Origin of the sequence: Propioniciclava soli (assembly GCF_038502305.1) — a bacterium.
GTDB classification, from domain to species: Bacteria; Actinomycetota; Actinomycetes; order Propionibacteriales; family Propionibacteriaceae; genus Propioniciclava; species Propioniciclava soli.
In genome coordinates, this window is record NZ_CP115965.1 from 3,508,777 (window position 1) to 3,532,103 (window position 23,327).

21 protein-coding genes are annotated in these 23,327 nt (G+C 71.1%); 7 read left to right on the forward strand and 14 right to left on the reverse strand.

All coding sequences use genetic code 11. The features are described from left to right. Position 1: 1 nt before the first annotated feature. The 4 genes from PCC79_RS15905 to PCC79_RS15920 are packed head-to-tail and all read left to right on the forward strand — an operon-like array spanning position 2 to position 4,403. Positions 2–1,963, forward strand: a complete 1,962-nt coding sequence (locus PCC79_RS15905) for a dipeptide/oligopeptide/nickel ABC transporter permease/ATP-binding protein (protein ID WP_342372415.1) — start codon at positions 2–4, stop codon at positions 1,961–1,963. Continuing rightward, positions 1,960–2,784, forward strand: coding sequence for an ATP-binding cassette domain-containing protein (locus PCC79_RS15910; RefSeq protein ID WP_342372416.1), 825 nt, complete (start codon positions 1,960–1,962; stop codon positions 2,782–2,784). The genes PCC79_RS15905 and PCC79_RS15910 overlap by 4 nt, the downstream gene beginning before the upstream one ends. A gap of 3 nt (positions 2,785–2,787) precedes the next feature. Next, complete coding sequence (locus PCC79_RS15915) at positions 2,788–3,726, forward strand: dihydrodipicolinate synthase family protein (RefSeq protein WP_342372417.1); 939 nt, start codon at positions 2,788–2,790, stop codon at positions 3,724–3,726. Then, positions 3,723–4,403 (forward strand): N-acetylmannosamine-6-phosphate 2-epimerase, encoded by a 681-nt coding sequence (locus PCC79_RS15920; protein ID WP_342372418.1) that lies wholly within the window; start codon positions 3,723–3,725, stop codon positions 4,401–4,403. The genes PCC79_RS15915 and PCC79_RS15920 overlap by 4 nt, the downstream gene beginning before the upstream one ends. Before the next feature lie 218 nt (positions 4,404–4,621). Here PCC79_RS15920 and PCC79_RS15925 read toward each other — a convergent pair whose 3' ends face one another. Genes PCC79_RS15925 through PCC79_RS15945 form a run of 5 tightly spaced genes read right to left on the reverse strand, consistent with a single transcriptional unit; the run spans position 4,622 to position 10,440 of the window. Continuing rightward, on the reverse strand, positions 4,622–5,692 hold the full coding sequence (locus PCC79_RS15925; protein ID WP_232547096.1) for an ABC transporter ATP-binding protein: 1,071 nt from the start codon (positions 5,690–5,692) through the stop codon (positions 4,622–4,624). Then, positions 5,689–6,750 carry an ABC transporter ATP-binding protein gene (locus PCC79_RS15930; RefSeq protein WP_342372419.1) on the reverse strand — a complete coding sequence of 354 codons (1,062 nt, stop codon included), beginning with the start codon at positions 6,748–6,750 and terminating at the stop codon, positions 5,689–5,691. Before PCC79_RS15930 ends, PCC79_RS15925 begins: the two co-directional genes overlap by 4 nt. 4 nt (positions 6,751–6,754) lie before the next feature. Further along, the gene (locus PCC79_RS15935) at positions 6,755–7,717 is read right to left on the reverse strand and encodes an ABC transporter permease (protein ID WP_342372420.1); all 963 of its coding nucleotides are present in this window, start codon (positions 7,715–7,717) and stop codon (positions 6,755–6,757) included. After that, positions 7,714–8,736: an ABC transporter permease gene (locus tag PCC79_RS15940; protein ID WP_232547093.1), complete on the reverse strand. Its 1,023-nt coding sequence runs from the start codon at positions 8,734–8,736 to the stop codon at positions 7,714–7,716. Before PCC79_RS15940 ends, PCC79_RS15935 begins: the two co-directional genes overlap by 4 nt. A gap of 3 nt (positions 8,737–8,739) precedes the next feature. Next, positions 8,740–10,440 carry an ABC transporter substrate-binding protein gene (locus tag PCC79_RS15945; protein WP_342372421.1) on the reverse strand — a complete coding sequence of 567 codons (1,701 nt, stop codon included), beginning with the start codon at positions 10,438–10,440 and terminating at the stop codon, positions 8,740–8,742. Positions 10,441–10,576: 136 nt separating this feature from the next. Between PCC79_RS15945 and PCC79_RS15950 the strand changes: the two genes are divergently transcribed. The 3 genes from PCC79_RS15950 (at position 10,577) to PCC79_RS15960 (ending at position 14,741) form a co-directional block, all read left to right on the forward strand. Beyond that, positions 10,577–11,461, forward strand: a complete 885-nt coding sequence (locus PCC79_RS15950) for a mechanosensitive ion channel family protein (protein WP_232547091.1) — start codon at positions 10,577–10,579, stop codon at positions 11,459–11,461. Next, positions 11,362–12,021, forward strand: a complete 660-nt coding sequence (locus tag PCC79_RS15955) for an alpha/beta hydrolase family protein (RefSeq protein WP_342372422.1) — start codon at positions 11,362–11,364, stop codon at positions 12,019–12,021. Before PCC79_RS15950 ends, PCC79_RS15955 begins: the two co-directional genes overlap by 100 nt. A 158-nt stretch (positions 12,022–12,179) precedes the next feature. Next, on the forward strand, positions 12,180–14,741 hold the full coding sequence (locus PCC79_RS15960) for a glycogen/starch/alpha-glucan phosphorylase (protein ID WP_342372423.1): 2,562 nt from the start codon (positions 12,180–12,182) through the stop codon (positions 14,739–14,741). 144 nt (positions 14,742–14,885) lie between these two features. Here PCC79_RS15960 and PCC79_RS15965 read toward each other — a convergent pair whose 3' ends face one another. The 9 genes from PCC79_RS15965 to PCC79_RS16005 all read right to left on the reverse strand — a co-directional run bounded on the left by PCC79_RS15965 (position 14,886) and on the right by PCC79_RS16005 (position 23,228). Further along, on the reverse strand, positions 14,886–15,008 hold the full coding sequence (locus PCC79_RS15965; protein ID WP_269778950.1) for a hypothetical protein: 123 nt from the start codon (positions 15,006–15,008) through the stop codon (positions 14,886–14,888). A 44-nt stretch (positions 15,009–15,052) separates the two neighbouring features. Further along, positions 15,053–15,178: a SapB/AmfS family lanthipeptide gene (locus PCC79_RS15970; RefSeq protein WP_269778949.1), complete on the reverse strand. Its 126-nt coding sequence runs from the start codon at positions 15,176–15,178 to the stop codon at positions 15,053–15,055. 49 nt (positions 15,179–15,227) lie between these two features. Further along, positions 15,228–15,353: a hypothetical protein gene (locus tag PCC79_RS15975; RefSeq protein WP_269778948.1), complete on the reverse strand. Its 126-nt coding sequence runs from the start codon at positions 15,351–15,353 to the stop codon at positions 15,228–15,230. A 50-nt stretch (positions 15,354–15,403) separates the two neighbouring features. Next, positions 15,404–15,529, reverse strand: coding sequence for a hypothetical protein (locus tag PCC79_RS15980; RefSeq protein ID WP_269778947.1), 126 nt, complete (start codon positions 15,527–15,529; stop codon positions 15,404–15,406). An 80-nt stretch (positions 15,530–15,609) separates the two neighbouring features. Next, positions 15,610–18,252 (reverse strand): class III lanthionine synthetase LanKC, encoded by a 2,643-nt coding sequence (lanKC, locus tag PCC79_RS15985; RefSeq protein ID WP_232547088.1) that lies wholly within the window; start codon positions 18,250–18,252, stop codon positions 15,610–15,612. Between the two features lie 252 nt (positions 18,253–18,504). After that, positions 18,505–19,923 carry an FtsX-like permease family protein gene (locus PCC79_RS15990; RefSeq protein ID WP_342372424.1) on the reverse strand — a complete coding sequence of 473 codons (1,419 nt, stop codon included), beginning with the start codon at positions 19,921–19,923 and terminating at the stop codon, positions 18,505–18,507. Between the two features lie 3 nt (positions 19,924–19,926). Then, complete coding sequence (locus PCC79_RS15995; RefSeq protein WP_342372425.1) at positions 19,927–20,709, reverse strand: ABC transporter ATP-binding protein; 783 nt, start codon at positions 20,707–20,709, stop codon at positions 19,927–19,929. A 175-nt stretch (positions 20,710–20,884) separates the two neighbouring features. Beyond that, entirely contained in the window at positions 20,885–21,784 is a 900-nt protein-coding gene (locus tag PCC79_RS16000) for an EamA family transporter (RefSeq protein ID WP_232547085.1), read from the reverse strand. Between the two features lies 1 nt (position 21,785). After that, positions 21,786–23,228, reverse strand: coding sequence for a CCA tRNA nucleotidyltransferase (locus PCC79_RS16005; RefSeq protein WP_416046541.1), 1,443 nt, complete (start codon positions 23,226–23,228; stop codon positions 21,786–21,788). Positions 23,229–23,327 lie beyond the last annotated feature (99 nt).

The following is a 23,327-nucleotide window of genomic DNA, read 5'->3' on the forward strand; positions in this document are numbered from 1 at the left end:
CATGCGCCGCCGCCTCACCGAACGCCTCTCCGAGCCCGGCCTGCGCCTGCGCGCCCTGCCGTGGGCATCCCGCATCGCGCTGGTGCTGCTCGCCGTGGTCGCTCTCATGGCGATCTTCGCGCCGCTCGTCGCCACGCAGAGCCCGCTGGCCACCGGCACCCCCGCCCAGCCGCCGAGCGCGGAGCACTTCTTCGGCACCGACCAGATCGGGCGCGACATCTTCAGCCGGGTCGTGCACGGTGCGCGCAGCTCGCTCGTGATCGGGCTGGCCGCGACCGCGGTCGCGCTGGTGGCCGCGGCCGTCCTCGGCTCGGTCGCCGCGACCAGCCACAAGTGGGTCTCCGAGGTGCTCATGCGCATCCTCGACATCATCATGAGCTTCCCCGGCATCGCGCTGGCGGCGGTGTTCGTGGCGGTGTGGGGGGCGTCCCTGCCGGTGCTCGTGTTCGCCATCGCCTTCCTCTACACCCCGCAGCTCACCCGCGTGGTGCGCGCGAACGTCCTCGCGCAGTTCGGGGAGGACTACGTGGCCGCGTCCCGCGTCATGGGTGCCGCGACGTGGTGGATCCTCGCCAAGCACGTCGCCCGCAACTGCATCGCGCCGATCCTGGTGTTCGCCACCGTGCTGGTCGCGGACGCCATCGTGTTCGAGGCATCCCTGTCGTTCATCAACGCCGGGGTCCGCCCGCCCAACCCGTCCTGGGGCAACGTGCTGGCCGACGGCAAGCAGTTGCTCCTCATCGGCGGCTGGTGGGCCACGTTCTTCCCGGGTCTCGCCATCCTCGTCACCACCCTGTGCCTCAACATCCTGTCCGAGGGGATGACCGACGCGATGGTCGCGCCGAAGGCGCGGCGTCCGGTCAGGATCCGCGACGCCGCCGCCGAGGACGGGACGGACGCCGTGGCGGCCGAGCTCGCCGCGGCCGGCGAGCCGACGGTGCCGCTGGAGGAGCGCCTGGCCGCGCTCGCCGTGGTGGAGGCCGAGCGGAACGACCGGCTCGTCTACACCGGGGACGCCCCGCCCCTGCTGGAGGTCGACAACCTGTCGATCCGCTTCCCCGAGCAGCACGGGGACGTCGCGGTGGTCGACCACGTGAGCTTCGCCGTGCGCCCCGGCGAGACGATGGGCCTGGTCGGCGAGTCCGGCTGCGGCAAGTCGATCACGTCGATGGCGATCATGGGGCTGTTGCCGCCGTCGGCGCGGCTGTCGGGATCGATCCGCTTCGACGGCACCGACCTGCTCACGCTCAGCCCGGCCCGGCACAACGCCCTGCGCGGCCACGAGATCGCCATGATCTACCAGGACGCCCTCAGCTCCCTGAACCCGTCGATGTTGGTGCGCACCCAGCTGAAGCAGCTCACGTCCCGCGGGGGGCAGCGGTCGGCCGAGGATTTGCTCGACCTGGTGGGCCTCGACCCGGCCCGCACGCTGGCGTCCTACCCGCACGAACTCTCGGGCGGGCAGCGGCAGCGGGTCCTCATCGCGATGGCACTGACGCGCAACCCGCGCCTGGTCATCGCCGACGAGCCGACCACGGCGCTCGACGTGACGGTGCAGAAGCAGGTCATCGACCTGCTCAACGACCTGCGCGAGAAGCTCGGCTTCGCCATGGTCTTCGTCAGCCACGATCTGGCGCTCGTCGCGTCCGTCGCCCACCGCGTCACCGTGATGTACGCCGGGCAGGTCGTCGAGTCGGGCGCGACAGCCGACCTGCTGCGCGACCCGCGCCACGAGTACACCCGGGGGTTGCTCGGATCGGTGCTCTCGATCGAGTCCGGGTCGGGCCGGCTGCACCAGGTGCCGGGCGTGGTGCCCAGCCCGCGGGAGTTCGTCGCCGGTGACCGCTTCGCGCCCCGCTCGTCCCACCCCGAGATCGGGCGGGACGTCCGGCCGCCCATGGTCACCGTGCCGGGCACCGACCACGTGTATGCAGCCCACCCCGAACTGGAGGCCCTCCGATGAGCCACGCAGCCACCACCGCCAGCCCCACCGACGACGCCCCGGCGCTGGAGCTGCGCGGCGTCCACGTGATCCACCGGACGCGGACCGGTGGGCTCTTCCGGCCGGGCACCGTCCATGCCGTGAACGACGTCGACTTCACCGTGCGCCGCGGCGAGACGGTGGGCATCGTGGGCGAGTCGGGCTGCGGGAAGTCTACGCTCGCCCGGGTGCTCGTGGGTCTGCAACGCCCGACGCAGGGCGAGGTGCTGTTCCGGGGCCGTCAGTTGCGCTACGGCGCCGGGTTCCGGCGCGAGCTGGGCCGCGCGGTCTCCGTGGTGTTCCAGGATCCTGCGACCGCCCTCAACCCGCGGATGCCCGTGCGCGACCAGCTGCTCGACCCGCTCGTCGTCCACCGGATCGGGACGGAGGCCGAGCGGGAGGCACGAGTGCGCCGGCTGCTGGAACTGGTCGGCCTGCCCGCCTCGGCGCTGGACGTCCTCCCCCGCCAGATCTCCGGCGGCCAGCGCCAGCGGGTGGCCATCGCCCGGGCCCTGTCGCTCGAGCCCGACGTCATCGTGGCCGACGAACCCACCTCCGCCCTCGACGTGTCGGTGCGCGCCCAGGTGCTCAACCTCCTCACCGACCTCAAGGACGGCCTCGGCCTGGGCATGGTGTTCATCAGCCACGACATCGCGACGGTCCGCTACGTCTCCGACCGGATGGCCGTGATGAACGCCGGGCAGATCGTCGAGACCGGCCCCGCCGAGGCGTTGTTCACCGACCCGCAGCACCCTTACACGCGCACCCTGCTCGGTGCCGCCCCGACCCTCCTGGAGAGGTGACCCATGTCCCTGTTGTCCGGCATCATCCCGCCCGTGCTGACGCCCCTGACACCCGGGGGTGAGCTCGACCTCCCGAGCCTCGACCGTCTCGTCGACCACCTGCTGGCCGGCGGCATGGACGGCTTGTTCGTCCTCGGTTCGTCCGGCCAGGTGGCCTACCTGACCGACGCGGAGCGCGAGGCGGTGGTCCGCCGCGTGGTGGAGCGCGCTGCCGGCCGGGTGCCCGTGTTCGTCGGGACGCCCGACCTGACCGCTCGCCGCGTCGCGGAGCTCGCGCGCCGCGTCGTGGACTGGGGTGCCGACGCCGTCGTCGTGACCGCCCCCTTCTACGCGTTGGCATCCGCCCCCGAGGTGGCCGAGCACTTCCGGATGGTCGCGCACGCCGTCGACGTTCCGGTGGTCGCGTACGACGTGCCGGTGCGCGTGAACACGAAGTTGGGCGTTGACCTCGTGGTGGAGCTGGGGCGCGAAGGGGTGTTGGCCGGGGTCAAGGACTCCTCCGGCGACGACGTCTCCTTCCGCCGCCTGGTGCGGGCCAACGCGGACGCCGGCTCCCCCCTGTCGATCTCGACCGGCCACGAGGTGATGGTCGACGGCATGGCGCTGCTGGGGGCCGACGGCGTGGTCCCTGGCCTGGCAAACGTCGATCCGGCCGGGTACCGGCGCCTCTGGGACGCCGCCCTCTTGGGCGACTGGGGTGCTGCCCGGGCCGAGCAGGATCGCCTGGCCCGCCTGTTCGAGATCGCGTTCACCACCGTGGGTCTTGGCGGCGACGCCGCCGGCATCGGGGCGTTCAAGGCAGCCCTGGCGCGGCTGGGTGTGATCGCCTCCGGAGCCATGCCCGCACCGCTCACGCCGCTGCCGGACGCGGCACTCGCCCGCATCGACGTCCTCCTGGCCGAGGTGGGCCTGGTGGCGTCGCCGCGGGGGGTGGCGTCATGACGGTGGATCTCGAGGCCCTGCGCGGTGGCCTGGTCGTGTCGTGCCAGGCCTACCCCGGCGAGCCGATGCTCGACCCGCGGACGATGGCGCAGGTCGCCCAGGCGGCGGTGGCCGGCGGCGCGGTGGGCATCCGCGGCAAGGGACTGGACGACCTGCGGGCGATGCGCCCCGTCCTGACCGTGCCGCTGATCGGGCTGGTGAAGGTGGGCGACTCCGGGGTCTACATCACCCCGACCCTCGACGACTGCCTGGCCGTGGCCGACACCGGGGTGGAGATCGTGGCCCTGGACGGGACGCGGCGGCCGCGTCCGGACGGGCTGTCCTTCGCCCGCACCGTCACGGAACTGAGGAACCGCTTCCCCGACGTGCTCGTGATGGCCGACTGCGGGTCGGCCGCCGACGCCGACGCCGCGCAGGACGCCGGCGCGGACATCCTCGGCACGACCCTGGCCGGCTACACCGGCGAGCGGCCCAAGACGGACGGCCCCGATTGGGAGTGCATCGACGAGGTCGTGGCGCTGGCGTCCGTGCCGGTGTTCGTCGAGGGCCGGATCCACACGCCGGCCCAGGCTGCACGCGCGATCCGGCACGGCGCATGGGCCGTCGTGGTCGGCACCGCCATCACCCACCCGACGACCCTCACGGGCTGGTTCACCGAAGCCGTGGCCTCGGCCTGAGTCCACCCGGCGCACCGCAGCTCCACCCGGCGCAGCTCAACACCACTGGGCAGACCTCAGTTCCACGTGGCGCAGCGCCGCTCACCTGGAGGGCCTTGGACGGGCCGCCACGTGAGCGGCACTGCGCCACGTCATTCTCGGGTGCGCCACGTGAATGCCGGGTGCGCCACGTGGACCGTCTGTTGGCCGACGCCGGGTGTTCCCGTGAATCGCCGGGGTCAGTCGCCGCGGGGCGGAACCACGGCGTCGGCGTCCGGGGCCAGCCGGCCCGCCGCGATGGACTCCGCCCAGTGGCACGCCACGCGCCGCCCCGGCGCGATCTCGCGCAGCGCGGGCACCTCGGTGCGGCACAGCTCGTCGCGCACCCAGGGGCACCGGGTGTGGAAGCGGCATCCGGTCGGCGGGTTCGCCGGGCTGGGCAGGTCGCCGGAGAGCAGGATGCGCTCGCGGGACGCCTCGGCGACCGGATCCGGCACCGGGATCGCCGAGAGCAGCGTGATCGTGTAGGGGTGCAGCGGCTCGGCGTAGAGGTCGTCGGCCGGTGCCTCCTCGACGATGACGCCGAGATACATCACCCCGATGCGGTCGCTGATGTGCCGGACGACCGCCAGGTCGTGGGCGACCACGACGTAGGTGAGGCCGAGGGCGTCCTGCAGATCCTCGAGCAGGTTGATGACCTGGGCCTGCACCGAGACGTCGAGCGCCGAGACGGGCTCGTCGGCGATCACCAGCTCGGGGTTCAGGATCACCGCGCGCGCGATGCCGATCCGCTGCCGCTGCCCGCCGGAGAACTCGTGGGGGTACTTCTCGAGCGTCGCGCGGGGCAGGCCCACCAGCTCGAGCATGCGCACCGCCTTGGCGAGGTGGGACGCCGACGAGTCGGCCCCGAACTCCTCCCGATCGGCCTCCGCCAAGCCGTGGACGCGCAACGGCTCGGTGAGCAGCGACTGGATCGACTGGCGGGGGTCGAGGCTCGCCATCGGATCCTGGAACACCATCTGCATCCGTCGGCGCAGCACCCGCAGCGGCTCGCCGCGGAGCTGGGTGATGTCGTCGCCGTCGAAGACGATCTGCCCGCCCGCGGTCTCCTCCAGGCGCAGCAGCGCCCGGCCGAGCGTCGACTTGCCGCAGCCCGATTCGCCGACGAGCCCGTAGGTGCTGCCGCGCGGCACGGCCAGGCTGACGCCGTCCACCGCGCGCACGTGGCCGACTGTGCGGTCGAACACCAGCCCCCGGCGGATCGGGTAGTGCACCTTGAGATCCTGGGCCTCGACGAGGTGATCGGTCACGGGGCCTCCTGGCTCGTGGCGGTGACGGCACCGGGCGCGGCGCCGCCCGCGGGGTGGACGCAGCGGACGTCGTGGCCCGGCCCCAGGGGGGCGAGGGCCAGGTCGCCGCGCACGCAGGCGTCCGTCACGAACCGGCAGCGGGGCGCAAACGCGCAGGCCCGATCCCACGCCACCACGTCGCGCGGCGTCCCCGGGATCGGCGTGAGCGGCAGCGACCGGTCGCCGTCCAGCCGTGGGATCGAGGCCAGCAGCCCCTCCGTGTAGCGGTGCCGGGGGCGCGCGAACAGCTCGTGACACCCCGCCCGCTCGACGATGCGGCCGGCGTACATGACGTTCACCTGGTCGCACAGCCCGGCGACGACCCCCAGGTCGTGCGTGATCATGACCATCGCCGTCCCCAGATCCCTGACCAGCTCGACCAGCAGTTCAAGCACCTGGGCCTGGATCGTCACGTCGAGCGCGGTGGTCGGCTCGTCGCAGATCAGGAGCTTCGGCTTGCACGCCAGCGCCGTCGCGATCAGCGCCCGCTGGCGCATGCCGCCCGACAGCTGGTGCGGGTACTCCCCCAGCCGGCGCGCCGGGTCGGGGATGCCGCACCGCCGCAGCAGGTCGACGGCCTGGTCGCGGGCGTCCGCCCGCGAGAGCCGCTCGTGGGCGTGCAGCACCTCGGTCACCTGGGTCCCCACGGTGACGACGGGGTTGAGCGAGGTCATCGGGTCCTGGAACACCATGGCGAGCTCGGCGCCGCGGTACCGGGCGCGCTCGCGGTCGGGCATCGTCAGCAGGTCGCGGCCGCGGTAACGCGCCTCGCCGCTGATCCGGACGCCGCGCGCCGGGAGCAGCCCCATCACGGCCATCGACGTCACCGACTTGCCCGAGCCCGACTCCCCCACGATGCCCACGACCTCGCCGCCCGCCACGTCGAACGACACGTGGTGGACCGCCGTGAACCCCGGCTGGCCGCGGCGTCCGAACACCACGCTCAGGTCACGCACGCTCAACAGGGGCCCGCCACCGACCGAACCGGACGCCGCCGCCCCACCCACCACGGTGCTCACGGCCTCACCCCCGCGACTTCGGGTCGAGGGCCTCGCGCAGGGCCTCCCCGAGCAGGGTGAACCCCAGCGCGGTCACGGCGATGCACAGGCCCGGCAACAGGGTCAGGTGCGGGTAGGACTGCAGCCGCTCCTGGCCGCGCACCAGCATGCGACCCCACTCGGCGACCGTCGGGTCGGGCGAGCCCATGCCCAGGTAGCTCAGCGCGGCCACCTCGATGATCGCGGTGGCCAGCACCAGCGTGGCCTGCACGATCACCGGCCCCAGCGAGTTCGGCAGCACGTGCGCCATCACGATCGTGCGCCGCCGCAGCCCGAGCGACGTGGAGGCCAGCACGTAGTCCTGCCCCCGCTGGCGCAGCATCGAGCCGCGCAGCAGCCGCGCGAAGATCGGCACCTGGGCGGCTGCGATCGCGATCATCAGCGCCTCGGGACGCCGCCCCACGATGGCCGCCACGCTGACGGCCAGCAGCAGGGCGGGGATGGACAACAGGATGTCGACGATCCGCATCACCAGCGTGTCCACCCACCCGCCGAAAGCGCCGGCGAGGCCACCCAGCAGCGCGCCACCGGCGAGGCCGAGCAGCGTCGAGACGATGCCGATGATGAGCGACTGCCGGGCGCCGTGGATGAGCTGGGTGAGGAAGTCCGAGCCGAACGAGTCGAGCCCCAGCGGGTGCTCGGCCGAGAACGGCGGCAGCGTGGTCGGGGTGATCTGGTTGGCCCACTGGGTGCGGGCCGGCTCGTAGGGCGCGAGCACGGGTGCGAACACCGCGACGAGCACGAAGATCGTCACGATCACGGCCCCCACGATGGCCGAGGGGTCGCGGCGCAGCCGCCGGAACGCGCCGGCCCACAGGCTGGTGCCGGTCTCCTGGGCGTCCAGGGCCGGACCCATGGCGTCCACCAGCGACTGCGGCCGGGGCAGGCCCTCGTCGGGCGTGAACGAGGCGGGGGTCACGGAGGTCATCGCACACGCATCCTCGGGTCGAAGAGGCCGTACACGATGTCGACCACCAGGTTCACCAGCGCGTAGATCAGCGCGATGAACAGGATGAAGCCCTGCAGCACGGCGTAGTCGAGCGTCGCGATGGCGTCGAACAGGTAGCTGCCGATGCCGTTGAACGCGAACACGCTCTCGGTGAGCACTGCCCCGGAGAGCAACTGCCCGGTGAGCAGGCCGATCATCGTGATGACCGGCAGCATGGCGTTCTTGAGGACGTGGCGGCGGGTGATGAGACCCCGGGCCAGGCCCTTGGCGCGGGCGGTGCGGACGTAGTCCTCGCCCAGCACCTCGAGCACCGACGCCCGCGTCATGCGGGTGATGGCCGCCAGGGGGATCGACCCCAGCGCCAGCGCGGGCAGGATGAGGTGGCGGACGGCGTCCCACGCCGCGTCCCACTCCCGTGTCATCAACCCGTCGAGCACGTAGAAGTTGGTGATGTGGGTGGCGTTGATCCGCACGTCCTGACGCCCCGACGGCGGCAGCACCGCCAGCCAGTCCAGGCCCGGCAGCCCGATCGCGAACACCACCTTCAGCAGGTAGGCGAGCACGAACACCGGGATGACGACGCCCGCGAGCGAGCTGCCGACGGCCACCAGGTCGAGGACGCCGCCCGCTCGCTTGGCCGCGAAATACCCGAGCGGGATGCCGACCACCACCGCGAACAGCAGCGCCGCCACCGAGAGCTCCACCGTGGCGGGGAAGCGCTCCACGAACGTGGCCAGCACCGGTTGGCCGGTGCGCGGGCTGTTGCCGAAGTTCCCCTGCAGCAGCTGGCCCATGTAACGCACGTACTGCACGGGCAGCGGCTGGTCGAACCCGTACTGCGCGTTGAGGCGCTCGATGCCCTGGGGCGTGGCCCGGTCCCCCAGCAGCGCGCGCGCCGGGTCACCCGGCAGCGCGCGCAGCCAGGCGAACAGCAGCAGGCTCAGCCCGAAGAGCACCGGAACCAGCAGCAGCAGCCGCCGGACGACGAAGCGCAGCATGCGTCAACGCGTGATGGTGATCGTGTTCCAGACCTCGTCCTGCACCGGGCTCGGCTCGTAGCCCTCGACACCGGGGCCCAACGCCAGCGACGGGGCCGGGTGCGCGATCGGCACGCCCGGCACGAAGTCGGCGATCATCTGGTTGATTTCGGCGTAGCGGGCCTCCTGCTCGTCGGCGGTCGCGAGCTGGCGGGCCTCGGCGAGCGCGGTGAACAGCTCGGTGTTGTCGAAGCCCCACTCGTTGCTGTGCTGGCCGAAGAACACGCCGATGAAGTTGTCCGGGTCGTTGTAGTCACCCGTCCAGCCGAGGAAGTGCACGTCGCGCTGGTCGATGCCGGCATCCGACTGCACCATGTCCAGGTAGTCGGGGCTCCAGCGGGCCGTCACCGGCTCCACCGTGATGCCCACGGCCTCGAGCTGGGCGCGGATCGCGACGAACGTGTCCTCCGGCGTGGGCATGTAGGGCCGCGAGACGCCGGTCGGGTAGGCGAACCGCAGCGTGAGGTCGGCCTGACCGGCCTCGGCGAGGAGTTCGCGCGCCCGGTCGGGGTCGTAGGCGTACTGCGTGACGTCGGGGTTGTAGCCGTTCACCGAGTCCGGCATGTACTCGATGGCCGCGATGGACCCCTCGGGCAGCGACTGGCTGATCACCGCGTCCTTGTCGATCGCGTGGTTGATCGCCTGGCGGACGCGGATGTCCTGCATCGCCGGGTTCACGTTCTGGTTGATGCCGAGGTACAAGATGTTGAAGGCGGGCCGGTTGAGCACCTGGAAGCCGGCGTCCTTCAACACCTGGATGTCGGCGGGGGCCACGAGGTCGTACCCGTCGATGTTGCCGGCCTGGAGCTCCTGGGTGCGGGCGCGGGCGTCGGAGATGATGCGGACGACGACGCGGCTGACCTGCGCGGCCTCGCCGTGGTAGTCGTCGTTGCGCACGAGCGTCACCTGCTGGCCGCGGTCCCAGCTCTCGAACGTGAAGGGGCCGGTGCCGGTCGGGTGGGCCGTCGCGTACTCGGAGAAGCGCGGGTCGTCGACGGTGCCCTGGGTGTTGTCGGCGTTGTACTGCTCCATCGCCGACGGGGACTGCATGGAGAACGCGGGCAGCGTCATCGCGTCCACGAAGGACGCGAACGGCGCGGTGAGGTGCACCGTCACCTCGTTGTCGCCGTTGGTCTCGCAGCGGTCGTAGATGCCGGGCTCGGCGCCGTCCTCGGGGTTGCGGTAACCACGGAAGAGCTTGCCGTAGTAGTAGGTGATGTTCTCGTTCTGGTTGATGCCGCTCCAGTTGGCCCAGCGCTCGAAGTTGGCGACCACGGCGTCCGCGTTGAACGGGGTGCCGTCGTGGAACGTCACGCCCTCCTTGAGGGTGAACGTGTGCGCCAGGCCGTCGTCGGAGCTCGTCCACTCCGTCGCGAGCAGGGGCGCCAGCTCGGTGGAGCCGGGCTCGACGGTCACCAGGCCCTCGAAGATCTGGCGGGCGATGCGGAACGTCTCGCCGTCCGACGCCATCGCCGGGTCGAGCATGACCGGGTCGGAGGACCCGGCGAAGATGAACGTCTCGGCCGTGGTGCCGGTGCTGCCCGGCTGGCCGGCGCTGGTGCTGGCGGAGTCCGGGGTGCGCTGGCTCTGGGCGCACCCGGCGAGGGTGCCGGCGGCGGCGACGGCGAAGATGCCGAACAGGGTCCGGCGGTGCAGGGTGCTCATGGGGTTCACCTCAGGATCGGGGAATCGGATGCGTGGCACCCTAGCCGCGGCGTCCGACACTCGAGGTTTCGTCCGGATCACGATTTGGCGTCGGTCGCCGGCAGGCAGGGTGCCTGGCCGGCCCGACAATGGGGGCATGACGCCGCTCATCACGTTCACCTGGCCGGAAACCGCCCTCGAGATCCTCACCGTGCTCGTCGTCGCCGGGATCGGCCGGCTGGTCGTGGCCCGAGCGATCAAACTGGGGGTCGCGGCGTCCCTGCACACGGCCGACCGGCGCCGCGAGGGCGTCACGGGGCGGGCCGAGCAGATCCTGCGCGAGGTCAGCGGCGCGAACGACGCGCGCCACGTCGCCCGGGTGAAAACGATCGGCTCGGTGCTGCGCAACGCCCTCGACGTGGTGGTGTTCGTGCTCATCGTGCTGACGATCCTGAGCATCCTGGGCATCCCGCTCGGCCCGCTGCTCGCGTCGGCCGGCATCGGTGGCGTGGCCATCGCGTTCGGCGCCCAGTCGCTGGTGAAGGACTACATCACCGGCATCCTGATGATCTTGGAGGACCAGTTCGGCGTCGGCGATCTGATCGACACCGGGGAGGTGACCGGCACGGTCGAGGAGGTCGGCCTGCGCGTCACGCGGCTGCGCGACTCCACCGGCCAGGTCTGGTACGTCCGCAACGGCGAAATCGTGCGCATCGGCAACCAGTCCCAGGGCTGGTCGACCGGCAGCGTCGGCGTCCCCATCGCCTGGGACGAGGATGCGGCGCGGGCCATCGACGTCCTGCAGGAGGTGGTGGACGCCGTCTACGCCGACCCGCGCTGGCAGGGCGTCCTGCTGGAGAAGCCCACGGTCGCAGGGGTGGACGCCGTCGCCGACGGGGCCGCCACCCTCCGCATCTTCGCCAAGACGGCACCGAACCAGCAGTGGGGCGTGCAGCGCGACCTGCTGGAGCGCTCGACCGAGGCGCTGCGGCGCGCCGGCGTCCGCGCACCGGCGTTGCGCCCCCCCGCCCCGCCGGCCTGACCGACCCACCGTCCCTGACCCTGCTGGCGATCACGGACGCCACCGAGGCGCGCGACGACATCGACGGGTCGAGGACGGTGGCGATGGGCGGCTCGTTCGGCGGCTACATGGCCAACTGGATCGCCGGGCACACCGACCGGTTCGCGGCCATCGTGACCCACGCCAGCCTGTGGGCGTTGGACCAGTTCGGCCCCACCACCGATGCCCCCTTCTACTGGTCGCGCGAGATGGGCGGCCTCGCCGAGGCGCACTCGCCGCACCGCTTCGTCGGGCAGATCACCACGCCGATGCTGGTGATCCACGGCGACAAGGACTACCGGGTGCCCATCGGCGAGGGGCTGCGGCTGTGGTGGGAGCTGCTGTCGGCGTCCGGCCTGCCGGCCGACGCCCACGGCCAGAGCCCGCACCGCTTCCTGTACTTCCCCGACGAGAACCACTGGATCCTGCAGGCCCAGCACGCAAAGGTCTGGTACGAGGTGGTGCTGGGGTTCGTCGGCGAGCACGTCCACGGCCGGACGCCGACGCTGCCGGACGTCCTGGGGGCACCGGCGCAGGGCTGAGTCGCGGGCCTGGGGGACGCCGGGCCGGCGCGCGCGGCGTCCTCACCCCCGGTGGCAACCGCTTTCCGGAGGAAACAGATGGAAACCCACACCGACGTCGGCAGTCGGGGGGCGTTCGCGTGACTTCGCCGTCACACAACACCCCTAGGCTTGAGGACATGCCTGATCACATCCAGACGTCCGGGCCGGCTCCCACTGCGGACGAGTCCCCGTCGACCGATCACCGCGTGTACGGCCCCAGCAGCACGCCGAGCCACCCGCTGGCGACGGCGCCCGTCTCCCCGCCGCCCTTCTCGGTGGACGGGTTCGTCAAGGAGTTCCTGCACGAGCTCAACACCAACCAGGGTGTGGCCCTGTCCCGCAGCTCGATCAACGACCAGTACCTCGCGCTCGCCAGCACGGTGAAGAACTACCTGATGGCCCGCTGGCTCGAGACCGGCCGCAAGACCCGCGAGTCGCAGGCCAAGACGGTCGGCTACCTCTCGGCGGAGTACCTGCTCGGCCGCCAGCTCGGCAACGCGCTGCTGGCCACCGACCTCGGCGACATAGCCCAGCGCGGCCTCGAGCTCTGCGGCCTCGATCTCGCGACGCTCCGCGCCCAGGAGGTCGAGCCCGGCCTCGGCAACGGCGGCCTCGGCCGGCTCGCTGCGTGCTTCATCGACTCCCTCGCCACGATGAACGTCCCGTGCATCGGGTACGGCATCCGCTACGAGTACGGCATCTTCCGCCAGACCTTCGTCGACGGACGCCAGGTCGAGCAGCCGGACACGTGGCTGGCGCTCGGCTCGCCGTGGGAGTTCCCGCACCCGGAGGCGTCCGTGACGGTGCACTTCGGCGGTCACACCGAGAAGTACACCGACGCCGCGGGCACCGAGCGCACCCGGTGGGTGCCGGAGTGGAACGTGCTCGGCGTCCCCTACAACTACATGGTGCCGGGCTACCTGAACGGCCGCGTCAACACGCTGCGGCTGTGGAGCGCCCAGGCCACGCAGGCGTTCGACCTCCAGATCTTCAATTCCGGTGACTACGCGGACGCCGTGCGGGCACAGACGTTCGCCGAGAACATCTCGAAGGTGCTCTACCCCGAGGACTCCACGCCGCAGGGCAAGGAGCTGCGCCTGCAGCAGCAGTACTTCTTCGTGGCCTGCTCGCTGCGCGACTTCATCGACAACGAGCTCGAGGAGGGCTTCGACCTCCACCGGCTGCCCGAGCGGATCCACTTCCAGCTCAACGACACCCACCCGGTGATCGCGGTGCCGGAGCTCATGCGCATCCTGGTCGACGACCACGGCTTCGACTGGGACGAGGCGTGGGAGGTCACGCAGCAGTGCTTCGCGTACACCTGCCACACGCTGCTGCCCGAGGCGTTGGAGATCTGGTCGACCGAGCTGCTCGGCCGGCTGCTGCCGCGCCACCTCGAGATCATCTACCAGATCAACGACGAGTTCCTCGCCCGCGTGCGGGAGGCCTTCCCCGGTGACGAGCTGCGCGCGCGTCGCATGTCGATCATCGCGGAGTACCCCTCGCGCGGCGTCCGGATGGCCTACCTGGCCACGGTGGCGGGCACGAAGGTGAACGGTGTGGCGGAGCTGCACAGCCAGCTGCTGCGCGACAAGGTGTTGCCCGACTTCTCCGAGCTGTACCCCGACAAGTTCACCAACGTGACCAACGGCGTCACGCCGCGCCGGTTCGTGCGCATGGCGAACCCGAAGCTCTCCGAGCTCATCACGGACGCCATCGGCTCGGGCTGGGTCACGGACCTCGAGCGCCTGCGGGAGCTGGAGCCCTACGCCGACGACCCGGAGTTCCGTGAGCAGTTCCGCGCGGCCAAGGCCTGGAACAAGTCGCGGCTCACCGACCTGCTGGCCCAGCGCGACGGCATCGAGCTGCCCGACGGGCACCTGCTCGACGTGATGGTGAAGCGCCTGCACGAGTACAAGCGCCAGTCGCTCAAGCTGCTGCACATCGTGTCGCTGTACGAGCAGGTGCACTCCGGCGCGATCGCCGCAGCCGACCTGACGCCGCGCACCGTCGTGTTCGGCGCCAAGGCGGCCCCCGGTTACAAGATGGCGAAGGACACGATCCACCTCATCAACAAGGTGGCCGCGATCGTCAACGCCGATCCCGTTCTCGAGGGACGCCTCAAGGTGGCCTTCCCCGCCAATTACAACGTGACGCTGGCCGAGAAGCTGATCCCCGCCGCCGACCTCAGCGAGCAGATCTCGCTGGCCGGCATGGAGGCGTCCGGCACGGGCAACATGAAGTTCGCGCTCAACGGCGCCCTGACGATCGGCACCGACGACGGCGCGAACGTCGAGATCCGCGAACTTGTGGGTGACAAGCACTTCTTCCTGTTCGGCATGAGCGAGCCGGAGGTCGCGCAGCTGGGTGCGCAGGGTTACCACCCGGGGTCGTACTACGAGAGCAACCCCCGCCTGAAGGCGGCGCTGGACCTGATCTGGTCGGGTCACTTCTCCGATGGCGACCGTTACCTGTTCGACTCGGTCGTGACCAACCTGGTGCACAACGATCGTTTCATGGTGCTGGCCGACTTCGACTCCTACCTCGCCACCCAGGCGAAGGTCGAGGAGAAGTACGCCGATGTCGACGCCTGGACGCGCTCGGCGGTGCTGAACGTCGCCCGCAGCGGGTTCTTCAGCTCCGATCGCTCGATGCGCGACTACCTCAAGCGGATCTGGCACACCCAGCCCGTCATCTGAGCCCGACCGCCGCGCGAGCGGCGAACGACCACCGCCGCCACCCGTGCCTCACGGGTGGCGGCGGCGTTTGTCACTCGGACCGCGGGGTCGAGGTCGGGCAGATAGGCGCTGCCCGCGTGGACCCCGGGTGATCCGGGTCGGTTGTCACCACTTCCAGCAGAACTTCTCACTGCGGTAGGAGTTGCGGCAGAACGCGTACGAGACGAACGAGCCCTTCTCCTCGGCGGGAACCTCGTCGGAATCCTGCAGATCGATGATGTCGGCCATGATGTTGTCACCTCCTCGGTGCGTGATTCGGGTGGTGCGCCTGCTCACTTGACGAAGCAGAGCGCGAGCGAGATGTAGGAGTTGCGGCAGAACCGCAGGCTCAGGCGCGACGCCTTCTCCTCCTGCGGTGCGTCCTCCGCACCATCCTGGAGATCGAGGATCTCGGCCATGGGTGTCACCTCCTTCGGGTGGTGGATGGGGATCGACGTGGTCGGCGCTTCACTTCACCCAGCACGCGACCCACGACTTGTAGCTCTTGTGGCAGAGCGCGAGGGAGTAGTTGGACGCCTTCTCCTCCTGGGGAGTGTTGTCCCAGGCTTCCTGGAGATCGATGACATCGGCCATTGAATTCACCTCCTCACATGGTGCTCGATAGGTTCACGTGCCTGCTCGCGTCACTTGACGAGGCAGAACACGTAGGACTGGTAGCTGTTGTGGCAGAAGCCCCAGCTGCGGTTGGACGCCTTCTGCTCGTCGGGAACCTCGGGGCTGTCGTCCTGGAGATCGATGATCTCGGCCATGTGCGATACACCTCCTCTCGGGTGTCGAAGGGTCAGGGGGTCAGGGGGTGCGGTCGGGGCGTGCTGCCCCGAGCCACGGGTCAGCCGTGGCCGACCATCGCGCCGGCCAGGCTGGCCGGGACAAATCCGGGCACCGGCTGCGGGGTGGGGAGCCCGGCGAGGGCGTCCGCCGTGCCCTTGGCGAGCGGCAGCCAGTCGAAGGGGCGCCCACGCCGGACGCTGTGCAGCCCGAGCGCGACCCCGGCGGCGCCGGTGGCCAGATCGGAACTCAGCCTGAGGAACCCGTCGCCGGCGGTGAAGGCCATGCCCTCGCGATGCAACAGGGTGTCGAGCACGAAGTCCTGTTGCCGCTGGATCTCCGCGTGGTCCGTCCCGTCCGCCGCGAGGGCCGCGAGCGTCCCGGCCCGACCGTGGAGCAGGCTCGGGTAGACGTAGAAGTCCGAGGAGCAGGCCCGGGCGAAAGCGGCGCGCTGTTCGTCGGTCAGGAGCTGCTGCTTGGCCAGCCGCTCCGCGATCATCACGACCACCCAGACGCCGGCGCTCCCCCACTCGAGGTAGGGCAGGGCGCGGTTGTTGTCGACGTCGCGGACCATCATGTCGCCGTCCGCCGTGACGAAGCACGCTGCCACCTCGTCGGTGATCCGGTCGATGGCGCGATCGAGCAGCGGGGCCTCGCCGGTGGCGCGGTGGGCGGAGAGGTCCACCAGCGCGAGCCCGCTGAGGCCGAAGTGGAGCCCACGGCGGTGCGTGAGTGCAGCCAGGCTGCTGCCCCCCGCCGCCACGGCCCGGTGGAGCCGTTCGTAGCTGGTGCGGCACCGCTCGAGGAGGTCGTCGTCCCGGGTCGCGCCGGCCAGCTCGAAGCCGGCGAGCAGGACGCCGGTCAACCCGGCCTGGAGGTCCAGTCGGCGGCGCGCCTCCGCACCCGCGAGGGCGGTTCGCGCGGCGGCGACGGCCTGCTCGGGTCGCCCCACCTCGCCGAGGGCCAGGGCGATGCCCGCGAGTCCGTCGACCAGGCCGGGGGCGTCCTCCGCCGTCCAGCCCTCGGCGGCGCGCTCCAGCGCCGCGATGTCGTCGTCCGGCACGGGCCGTCCGATCCGGGCCCGGGCCCAGGCCACACCGGCCCGCCCGTAGCCCCAGGTCTCGCTGACGTCTCCCGGCTGGGAGCAGTCCCCGGGGTAGGAGTTCCGGGGGGAAAACTGGCGCGACCAGGTGATGCCCTCGTCGAGGGCGACGATCGCGGCGTCCGGGTGGGGCCGCTCGTCCCACAGGCCCACCGGCTCGCGCGGTGAGAGCAGGTGACGCTCGGTCGCCGGGAAGAGCGCCATCACCTCGTCCAGCTGGGCTGCGGACTCGGCCCCGAACTCGGAGGCGAGCCGGCTCCGCGCGCGGTCCCAGAACGCGGGGGCGATCACCTCCAGCTCCCAGTCGGCGAAGTAGAGCAGCATGATCGAGCGCGACACCGCGTACCAGTCGGCCTGCTCGGCGCTGAACTCCTCGGGGGCGCAGAACTCGAAGACGCGGAAGCCGACGGCCCGGTCCTCGCCTCGTCGCGTGGCGTCCTCGAAGTCGAGAATCACCACCTCGTCGGACTCGGTGACCATGATGTTGCCGGGGTGGAGGTCCCCGATGCACCAGCCGCGCTCGTGGATCCGCTGAACCGTGTCGATGAGCTGCCGCACAACGTGGTGGGCACGCTGCACGTAGGCGCGCTTCTTCTCGCCGCCGTCGCGCACGTCGCAGGCACTGTTCTGCACCATCCACGCGGTGAGGGTGCGGCCGTCGACGTACTCGAGCTCGAGGTAGCGGTGCTCCCAGGCGCTGAAGCTGCCCAGCAGCCGCTGGACGCCGGGCACGTCAGCCAGCTCGGTGAGGGTGATCTCCTCGTCACGCTGCCGCGCGATGGCGTCCCGGCCGCGTCCGTCGAGCCCGGTGTGGGGCCGCGCCTCGCGCAGGACGTGGCGCGCGCCGTCGGGCAGGGTCGCCTTGTAGACGCCACCGGCGTTGCTGAAGTGGAGGGCCGAGATGGCCTTGAACTCGCGCAACCGGCTCGGGCTGCTCTGGCGCGACCGGGCATACGACTCCTCCAGGCAGGCCGGCAGCTGGACGCCGTCGGGGAGGCTGAACCGCGGCTGGCGGTGGTCCTCGGTGAGGGTCAGCGCGTCTCCGGTGACGATGGCGGCAACGGGCCGGTCCGTGGGGTCGGGGAAGTTGAGGGCCATGATGGCGCCGTAGCGGACGTACACGGGGGCGTCGCGGAAGCGGAGGTCGCTGAGGATGTAGGGGCCCTCCTGACCCGTCAGGGTCTCGTCGAGCTCGTCGAGCAGCTCGCCCAGCTGGGCGTCGTCGTCGGGGTAGATGGTGATGAACTTGCCCGATGCACCGCGGTCGTTCTGCTTGCCGTTGCTGTCGGCCAGCATGCCCTCGACGGGGAGGAACTTGAAGGCGACGCCGCGGGCGGCGCACACCCGCGTGGTGCGGGCCAGCGTCTCCCGCGCGCAGCCCAGGGAGGCCGACACGTGGATCTTCCAGCCCTGGAGGCGCGGCGTCCAGTCGCGGGGCGTCCAGCCCTCCCAGACGCCCCAGGTCTGCCGCAGCCAACCGGCGGGCAGTTCCTCGCCCTGGAGGCTCTCGCCGGGCCCGATCAGCTCGTCGACGCGCCGCGGACGGCCGTAGTACGGCGATCCGTGCTGCGCTGCCATGAAGTACTCGGGACGAACGCCCATGGTGGCCTCCTGGTGGGAATGGATGGGGGTGCTTTCGCCGGCAGGAATTTCAAGTGAGAACATTTCTCTTTTCCTGCCGATGACCCCATTCAACTCCGCGCGCCCCACCTCGTCAATGAAATACCGGCACCGGTGGCCGTTCGACAGCCTGGGGCTGACCATGTGGCCAAAACGATCAAGGCGGACGCCAACAAGGGCCCCGGTCACGATGACCGAGGCCCTTGCTGGGGAAATGGCGTGGTGGGTCGGGGCTCACTCCGCGGCGAGCCGGGCCACCACCCGGGGCTCGGGCAACCGGAGCGCCGAGAGCGTGGGCAGGAACGTGGCGGCCACCATGATCAGGCCGGTGGCTCCGACGCCGACCACCCAGGCGGACAGGGGTACGGACAACACCGCCACCAGGCCCGCGCCGGTGAACGAGATGTACAGGTACGTCAGCATCAGCGCCAGGGCGAGGACGGCGGGAATGGTCGCCGTCACGGTGAGGATGATCGCCTCCAGGATGGGCAACACCCTGCGCTGGGTCGGGGTCGCCCCCGTGATGCCGAACAGGGCCAGCTCGGCGTCGCGCTGCTTGCTCATCATGAAGAGGTTTCCCACCCCACCCGCGAGAGCGATGGCCAGCGCAGGCCCGAGCAGACTCAAGAATGCACCCATTCCCGCTTTGTCGAGGGTGATGGGCCCACCCTCGAAACCGCTCGCCGCCGAGGTCGCGAAAATGGTTGGCCCCAGGCTCAACAAGCCCAGCATCAGGGCGATGGTGAACACGATGGGGACGACCGAGCGGGAGAATCGTGAACCGCGGACGTAGACGTTCTTCCTCGCGATCTGCCACGTCGGGCCGCGGAAAGGCACGAGCGCCGTCCAACCGCGGGCCAACGGCCCGATGAGCAGGGGCGCCACCATGGCCACGAGCACCGTGAAGACCAACAACGCCGCCAGGGCCATCTGCATCAGCGTGCTGACCGTCTCGCTGGTGCGGAACTGCATCATCACGAAGATGCCGGCGAAGAGCGCCACGATCACCACCACGCACAGCGCCGCACCGATCCAGCGCAGCACGGTCATCCGTTCCCCGGGGGCGGCGACGGCCTGGCGCAGTGCCTCCACCGGCGGGATGGTCGCTGCCCGCCGCGCCTGGCCGTAGCCACCGAGCAGGGCCACCCCGATGCACACCGCATTGGCGAGCACCATGACCCCGACGTCGTAGACGGGGGCGGGCTGCTCGAGGACAAGGCCGGACTCGACGCCGACCGTCAGGAAGTGGAGGAACGGGTCCAGGGTTGCGGCCGCGATGATGTTGGCGATCAGGGCGCTCAGGACGGAGACCGCCACCAGCTGCGTCATGATCGAGCTGACGATCTGGCCCGGCGCGGCGCCGGCCACGCCCAGGCGCGCCAAGCTGCCGCGCCGCGAGTCGACCACCATGGACGTGCTGGTCGCGATGACCGTCAGGCCCACGATGCCGGAGAAGACGAAGTTGGACACCGGGGTGAGCGTGAAGTCGGCGCTGTCCATCATGTCGATCTTTCCGGCGGCCACGGCGGCCCAACCCGAGCGCAGCACGAGCGCGGAATTGACGAACGAGAGGTTGGTGATGACGAAGGCGAGCGAGACACCCAGCCAGGCGGGCCACGAGTCACGCAGCTCCGCCGCGTAGACCTTGCGCATCGCTCACACCTCCCGCGAGCCGAGACCGGCGAGCGTCGCGGCGACCGTGTCGACCGACGCGTCGTGGAGCTCACGCACCAGGAGGCCGTCGCGCATGAACAGGATCCGGTCACATGACGCCGCCACCTTCGGATCGTGCGTGACGACCAGGACGCAGCGGCCGGGCGTGTGCGCGATGCGCACCAGCTCGGCCAGCACCAGCTCACCGGTCCGGGTGTCGAGCGCGCCGGTGGGCTCGTCGGCGAAGATCACCTGGGGCTGCTGGGCCAGCACCCGCGCCAGCGCCACGCGCTGCTGCTCGCCGCCCGACATCGACGGCGGACGCGCGTCCGCGCGCTCGGCGAGACCCACCGTGGCCAACGTCGAGGCGATGAGATCCTGCGGCGGCTTGGCCTTGTCGAGCAGGTAGGGCAGCGCCACGTTCTCGGTGGCGGTCAGGGTGGGGATGAGGTTGTAGGACTGGAACACGAAGCCCACCTGCGAGCGACGCATCCTTGCCAGGTCGGCGCGGGACAGGGCATCGAGGGGCTTGCCGGCCAGGATGATGCCGCCGGAGGTGGGCGCCTCGAGCCCGGCGAGGCAGTACAGCAGGGTCGACTTGCCCGAACCCGAGGGGCCCATGACCGCGACCATCTCCTGTTCGTGGACGCCCAGGCTGACCCCGTGCAGGATCTCGACGGAGTCGCGTCCGACCTGGTAGGACTTGCGGACGTCGTGGGCGGCGATGAGAGGGGCCGGTGCCCCTCGGGTCGCGGTGGGCGCCTCGGCTTCGATCTGGTTGGTCATCTCGTTGCTCCTTGTGCGGCCGGCCGACCCGGCTCTGGTGTGGGCACCCCGGGGTGGGGTGGGTGGGTGATACCGAGCCCGGAGGGACGGGGGACGCCCCTTCGGCCTGTTCGCTCCCGAGCCAAACACACGCCCCACGGCCGGGCAACGGGCGGGGGCGGGAACTGGCCGAACGTTAGGCGGCGTCGCGCCGGGGGCGTCCGGGCGCGTGGACCACGCCGATGGACGCGGCGACCACGCAGGCCAGGGCGGCGACCTCCACCGGCCGTAACTCCTCCCCGAGCAGCACGAGGGCGGCCAGGGCGGCCGCCGCGGGTTCGAGGCTCATGAGGACGCCGAACACCCGCGGTTCGATCCGACGGAGGGCGATCATTTCGAGCCCGTAGGGGATGACCGACGCCAGGATCCCCACGAGCAGGCCCTGCAGCCAGGGGGTCGCGGCCGCGGGGGGCCAGGCGCCGAGCGCGATCACCGGCACCGAGATGGCGGCCAGCCCCGTCCACAGCGCGATCGTCACGCCCGTGACGCCCTCCCAGCTCCGGCCGACCGGCCGCGCGAGCAGGATGTAGCCGGCCCAGCAGGCGCCGGCGACCAGGGCCAGCAGGACGCCGACCGGATCGAGCTCTCCCGGGGTGAAGCCGAGCAGCACGATTCCGAGACCGGCCAGGCCCACCCACCCGAGGTCGCGCAGCCGACGCGAGGTGGCCACCGCCACACCGAGCGGTCCGATGAACTCGAGGGTGACTGCCATGCCGATGGGGATGCGGGCGATCGCGGCGTAGAACGAGAGGTTCATCGCGGCCATCACCAGCCCGTACCCCACGACCCACGCCCAGTCGGACGCCGGCCGCCCGGCCAGCCGCGGGCGCGCCACGAGCCCGAGCACGACGGCCCCGGCCAGCAGGCGCAGCCACGTGACGGCCAGCGGTCCGGTGACGGCGAAGAGGTCCTTCGCGGCGGACGACCCGATCTGGACGGTGGCGATCGCGATCAGCACAAGGACGACCGGTGAGGCCGCGAACCGGGCGCGTCCTCCCGTCACCGGGTGGCCCGGGTCGGTCAGGGGCGCGTCCACGTCACCGCTCGGCCCACCAGGCGAGCAGCTCCTCGCGGGCCCGCTCCTCGCCGAGGGGGCCGGCGTCGATGCGACGCTCCAGCAGGAAGCGGTAGGCCTCGCCGACCTCGCGGCCGGGCTTGATGCCCAAGATGGCCATGATCTGCGTGCCGTCGAGATCGGGGCGCAGGGCGTCCAATTCCTCAGCGGCCGCGAGTTCGTCGATGCGCCACTCAAGCTGCTCGTACGCCGTGCGCAACCGGTTGGCCTTGCGGGCGTTGCGGGTGGTGCAGTCGGCGCGGGTGAGGATGTGGAGACGCTCGAGCTGGTCGCCGGCGTCGCGGACGTAACGCCGGACGGCGGCGTCGGTCCAGTCGGCGTCGGCGTAGCCGTGGAACCTCAGGTGCAGCTCGACGAGCCGGGCGACGGCCTTGACGTCGTCGGTGCTGAACCGCAGGGCGGTGAGGCGCTTGGCGGTCATCTTGGCCCCGACCACGTCGTGGTGGTGGAACGACACCTTGCCGCCGCCCTCGAAGCGCTTGGTGGGCGGCTTGCCGACGTCGTGGAACACCGCGGCGAGGCGTCCGACGAGGTCGGGGGCGTGGCCGCGGGCGCGTTCGAGGTCGATCGACTGCTCCAGCACGGTCAGGGTGTGGGCGTAGATGTCCTTGTGGCGGCCGTGTTCGTCGACCTCGGCCTCGAGCGCGGCGAGTTCGGGGACGACGCGGGCGGCCAGACCGGTGCGCACGAGCAGGTCGAGGCCGGGGCGGGGGGCGTCGGTGAGCAGGAGGCGGCTCAGCTCGTCGCGGACGCGCTCGGCGGAGATGATGTCGATGCGCTCAGCCATGGCGGTCATGGCTTCGACCACGTCGGGAGCGGCCATGAAGCCGAGCTGCGCGGTGAAGCGTGCGGCGCGCATCATCCGGAGCGGGTCGTCGCTGAACGAGACCTCCGGCGCTGACGGCGTCCGCAACACCCCGGCGGCCAGGTCGCCCAGGCCACCGTGGGGGTCCGTGAACGCGCCGGTCACGACCGAGAGGGCCATCGCGTTGACCGTGAAGTCTCGCCGGGCGAGATCGCCAGAAAGGGTGTCGCCGAATTCAACGGTGGGCTTGCGGGAGGACGGGTCGTAGGAGTCGGCGCGGTGGGTGGTGACCTCGACGACGAGCTCGCCGCCCTGCGCGGCGAACGAGGCCCCGATGGTGCCGAAGGCGCGGCCGATGTCCCAGGTGCTGCGCGTGAGAGACCGCAGGATCGTCTCGATCTCCGCGGGCCGGGCGCCGGTGGTGAAATCCAGGTCGTGGACGGCGCGGCCCATCAGCGCATCGCGCACGGGGCCGCCAACCAGGTGGAGGTCGTGACCGGCGTCCGCGAAGGCGGCGGCGACCCGGCCGATGACGGGCTCGGCCAGCACGACGCCCTCAAGGGCGCGGCGCTGTTCAGGAGTCAGGCTGGGCACGGTCAGTCAGCTTACGCGGCCGGCACGACGGCCGGGCGTGCGGCGTCCGGCTCTGCGCGAGGGACGCTCACACTCCGGTTTGGTGCTCAAACTCCGGCTCCGGAA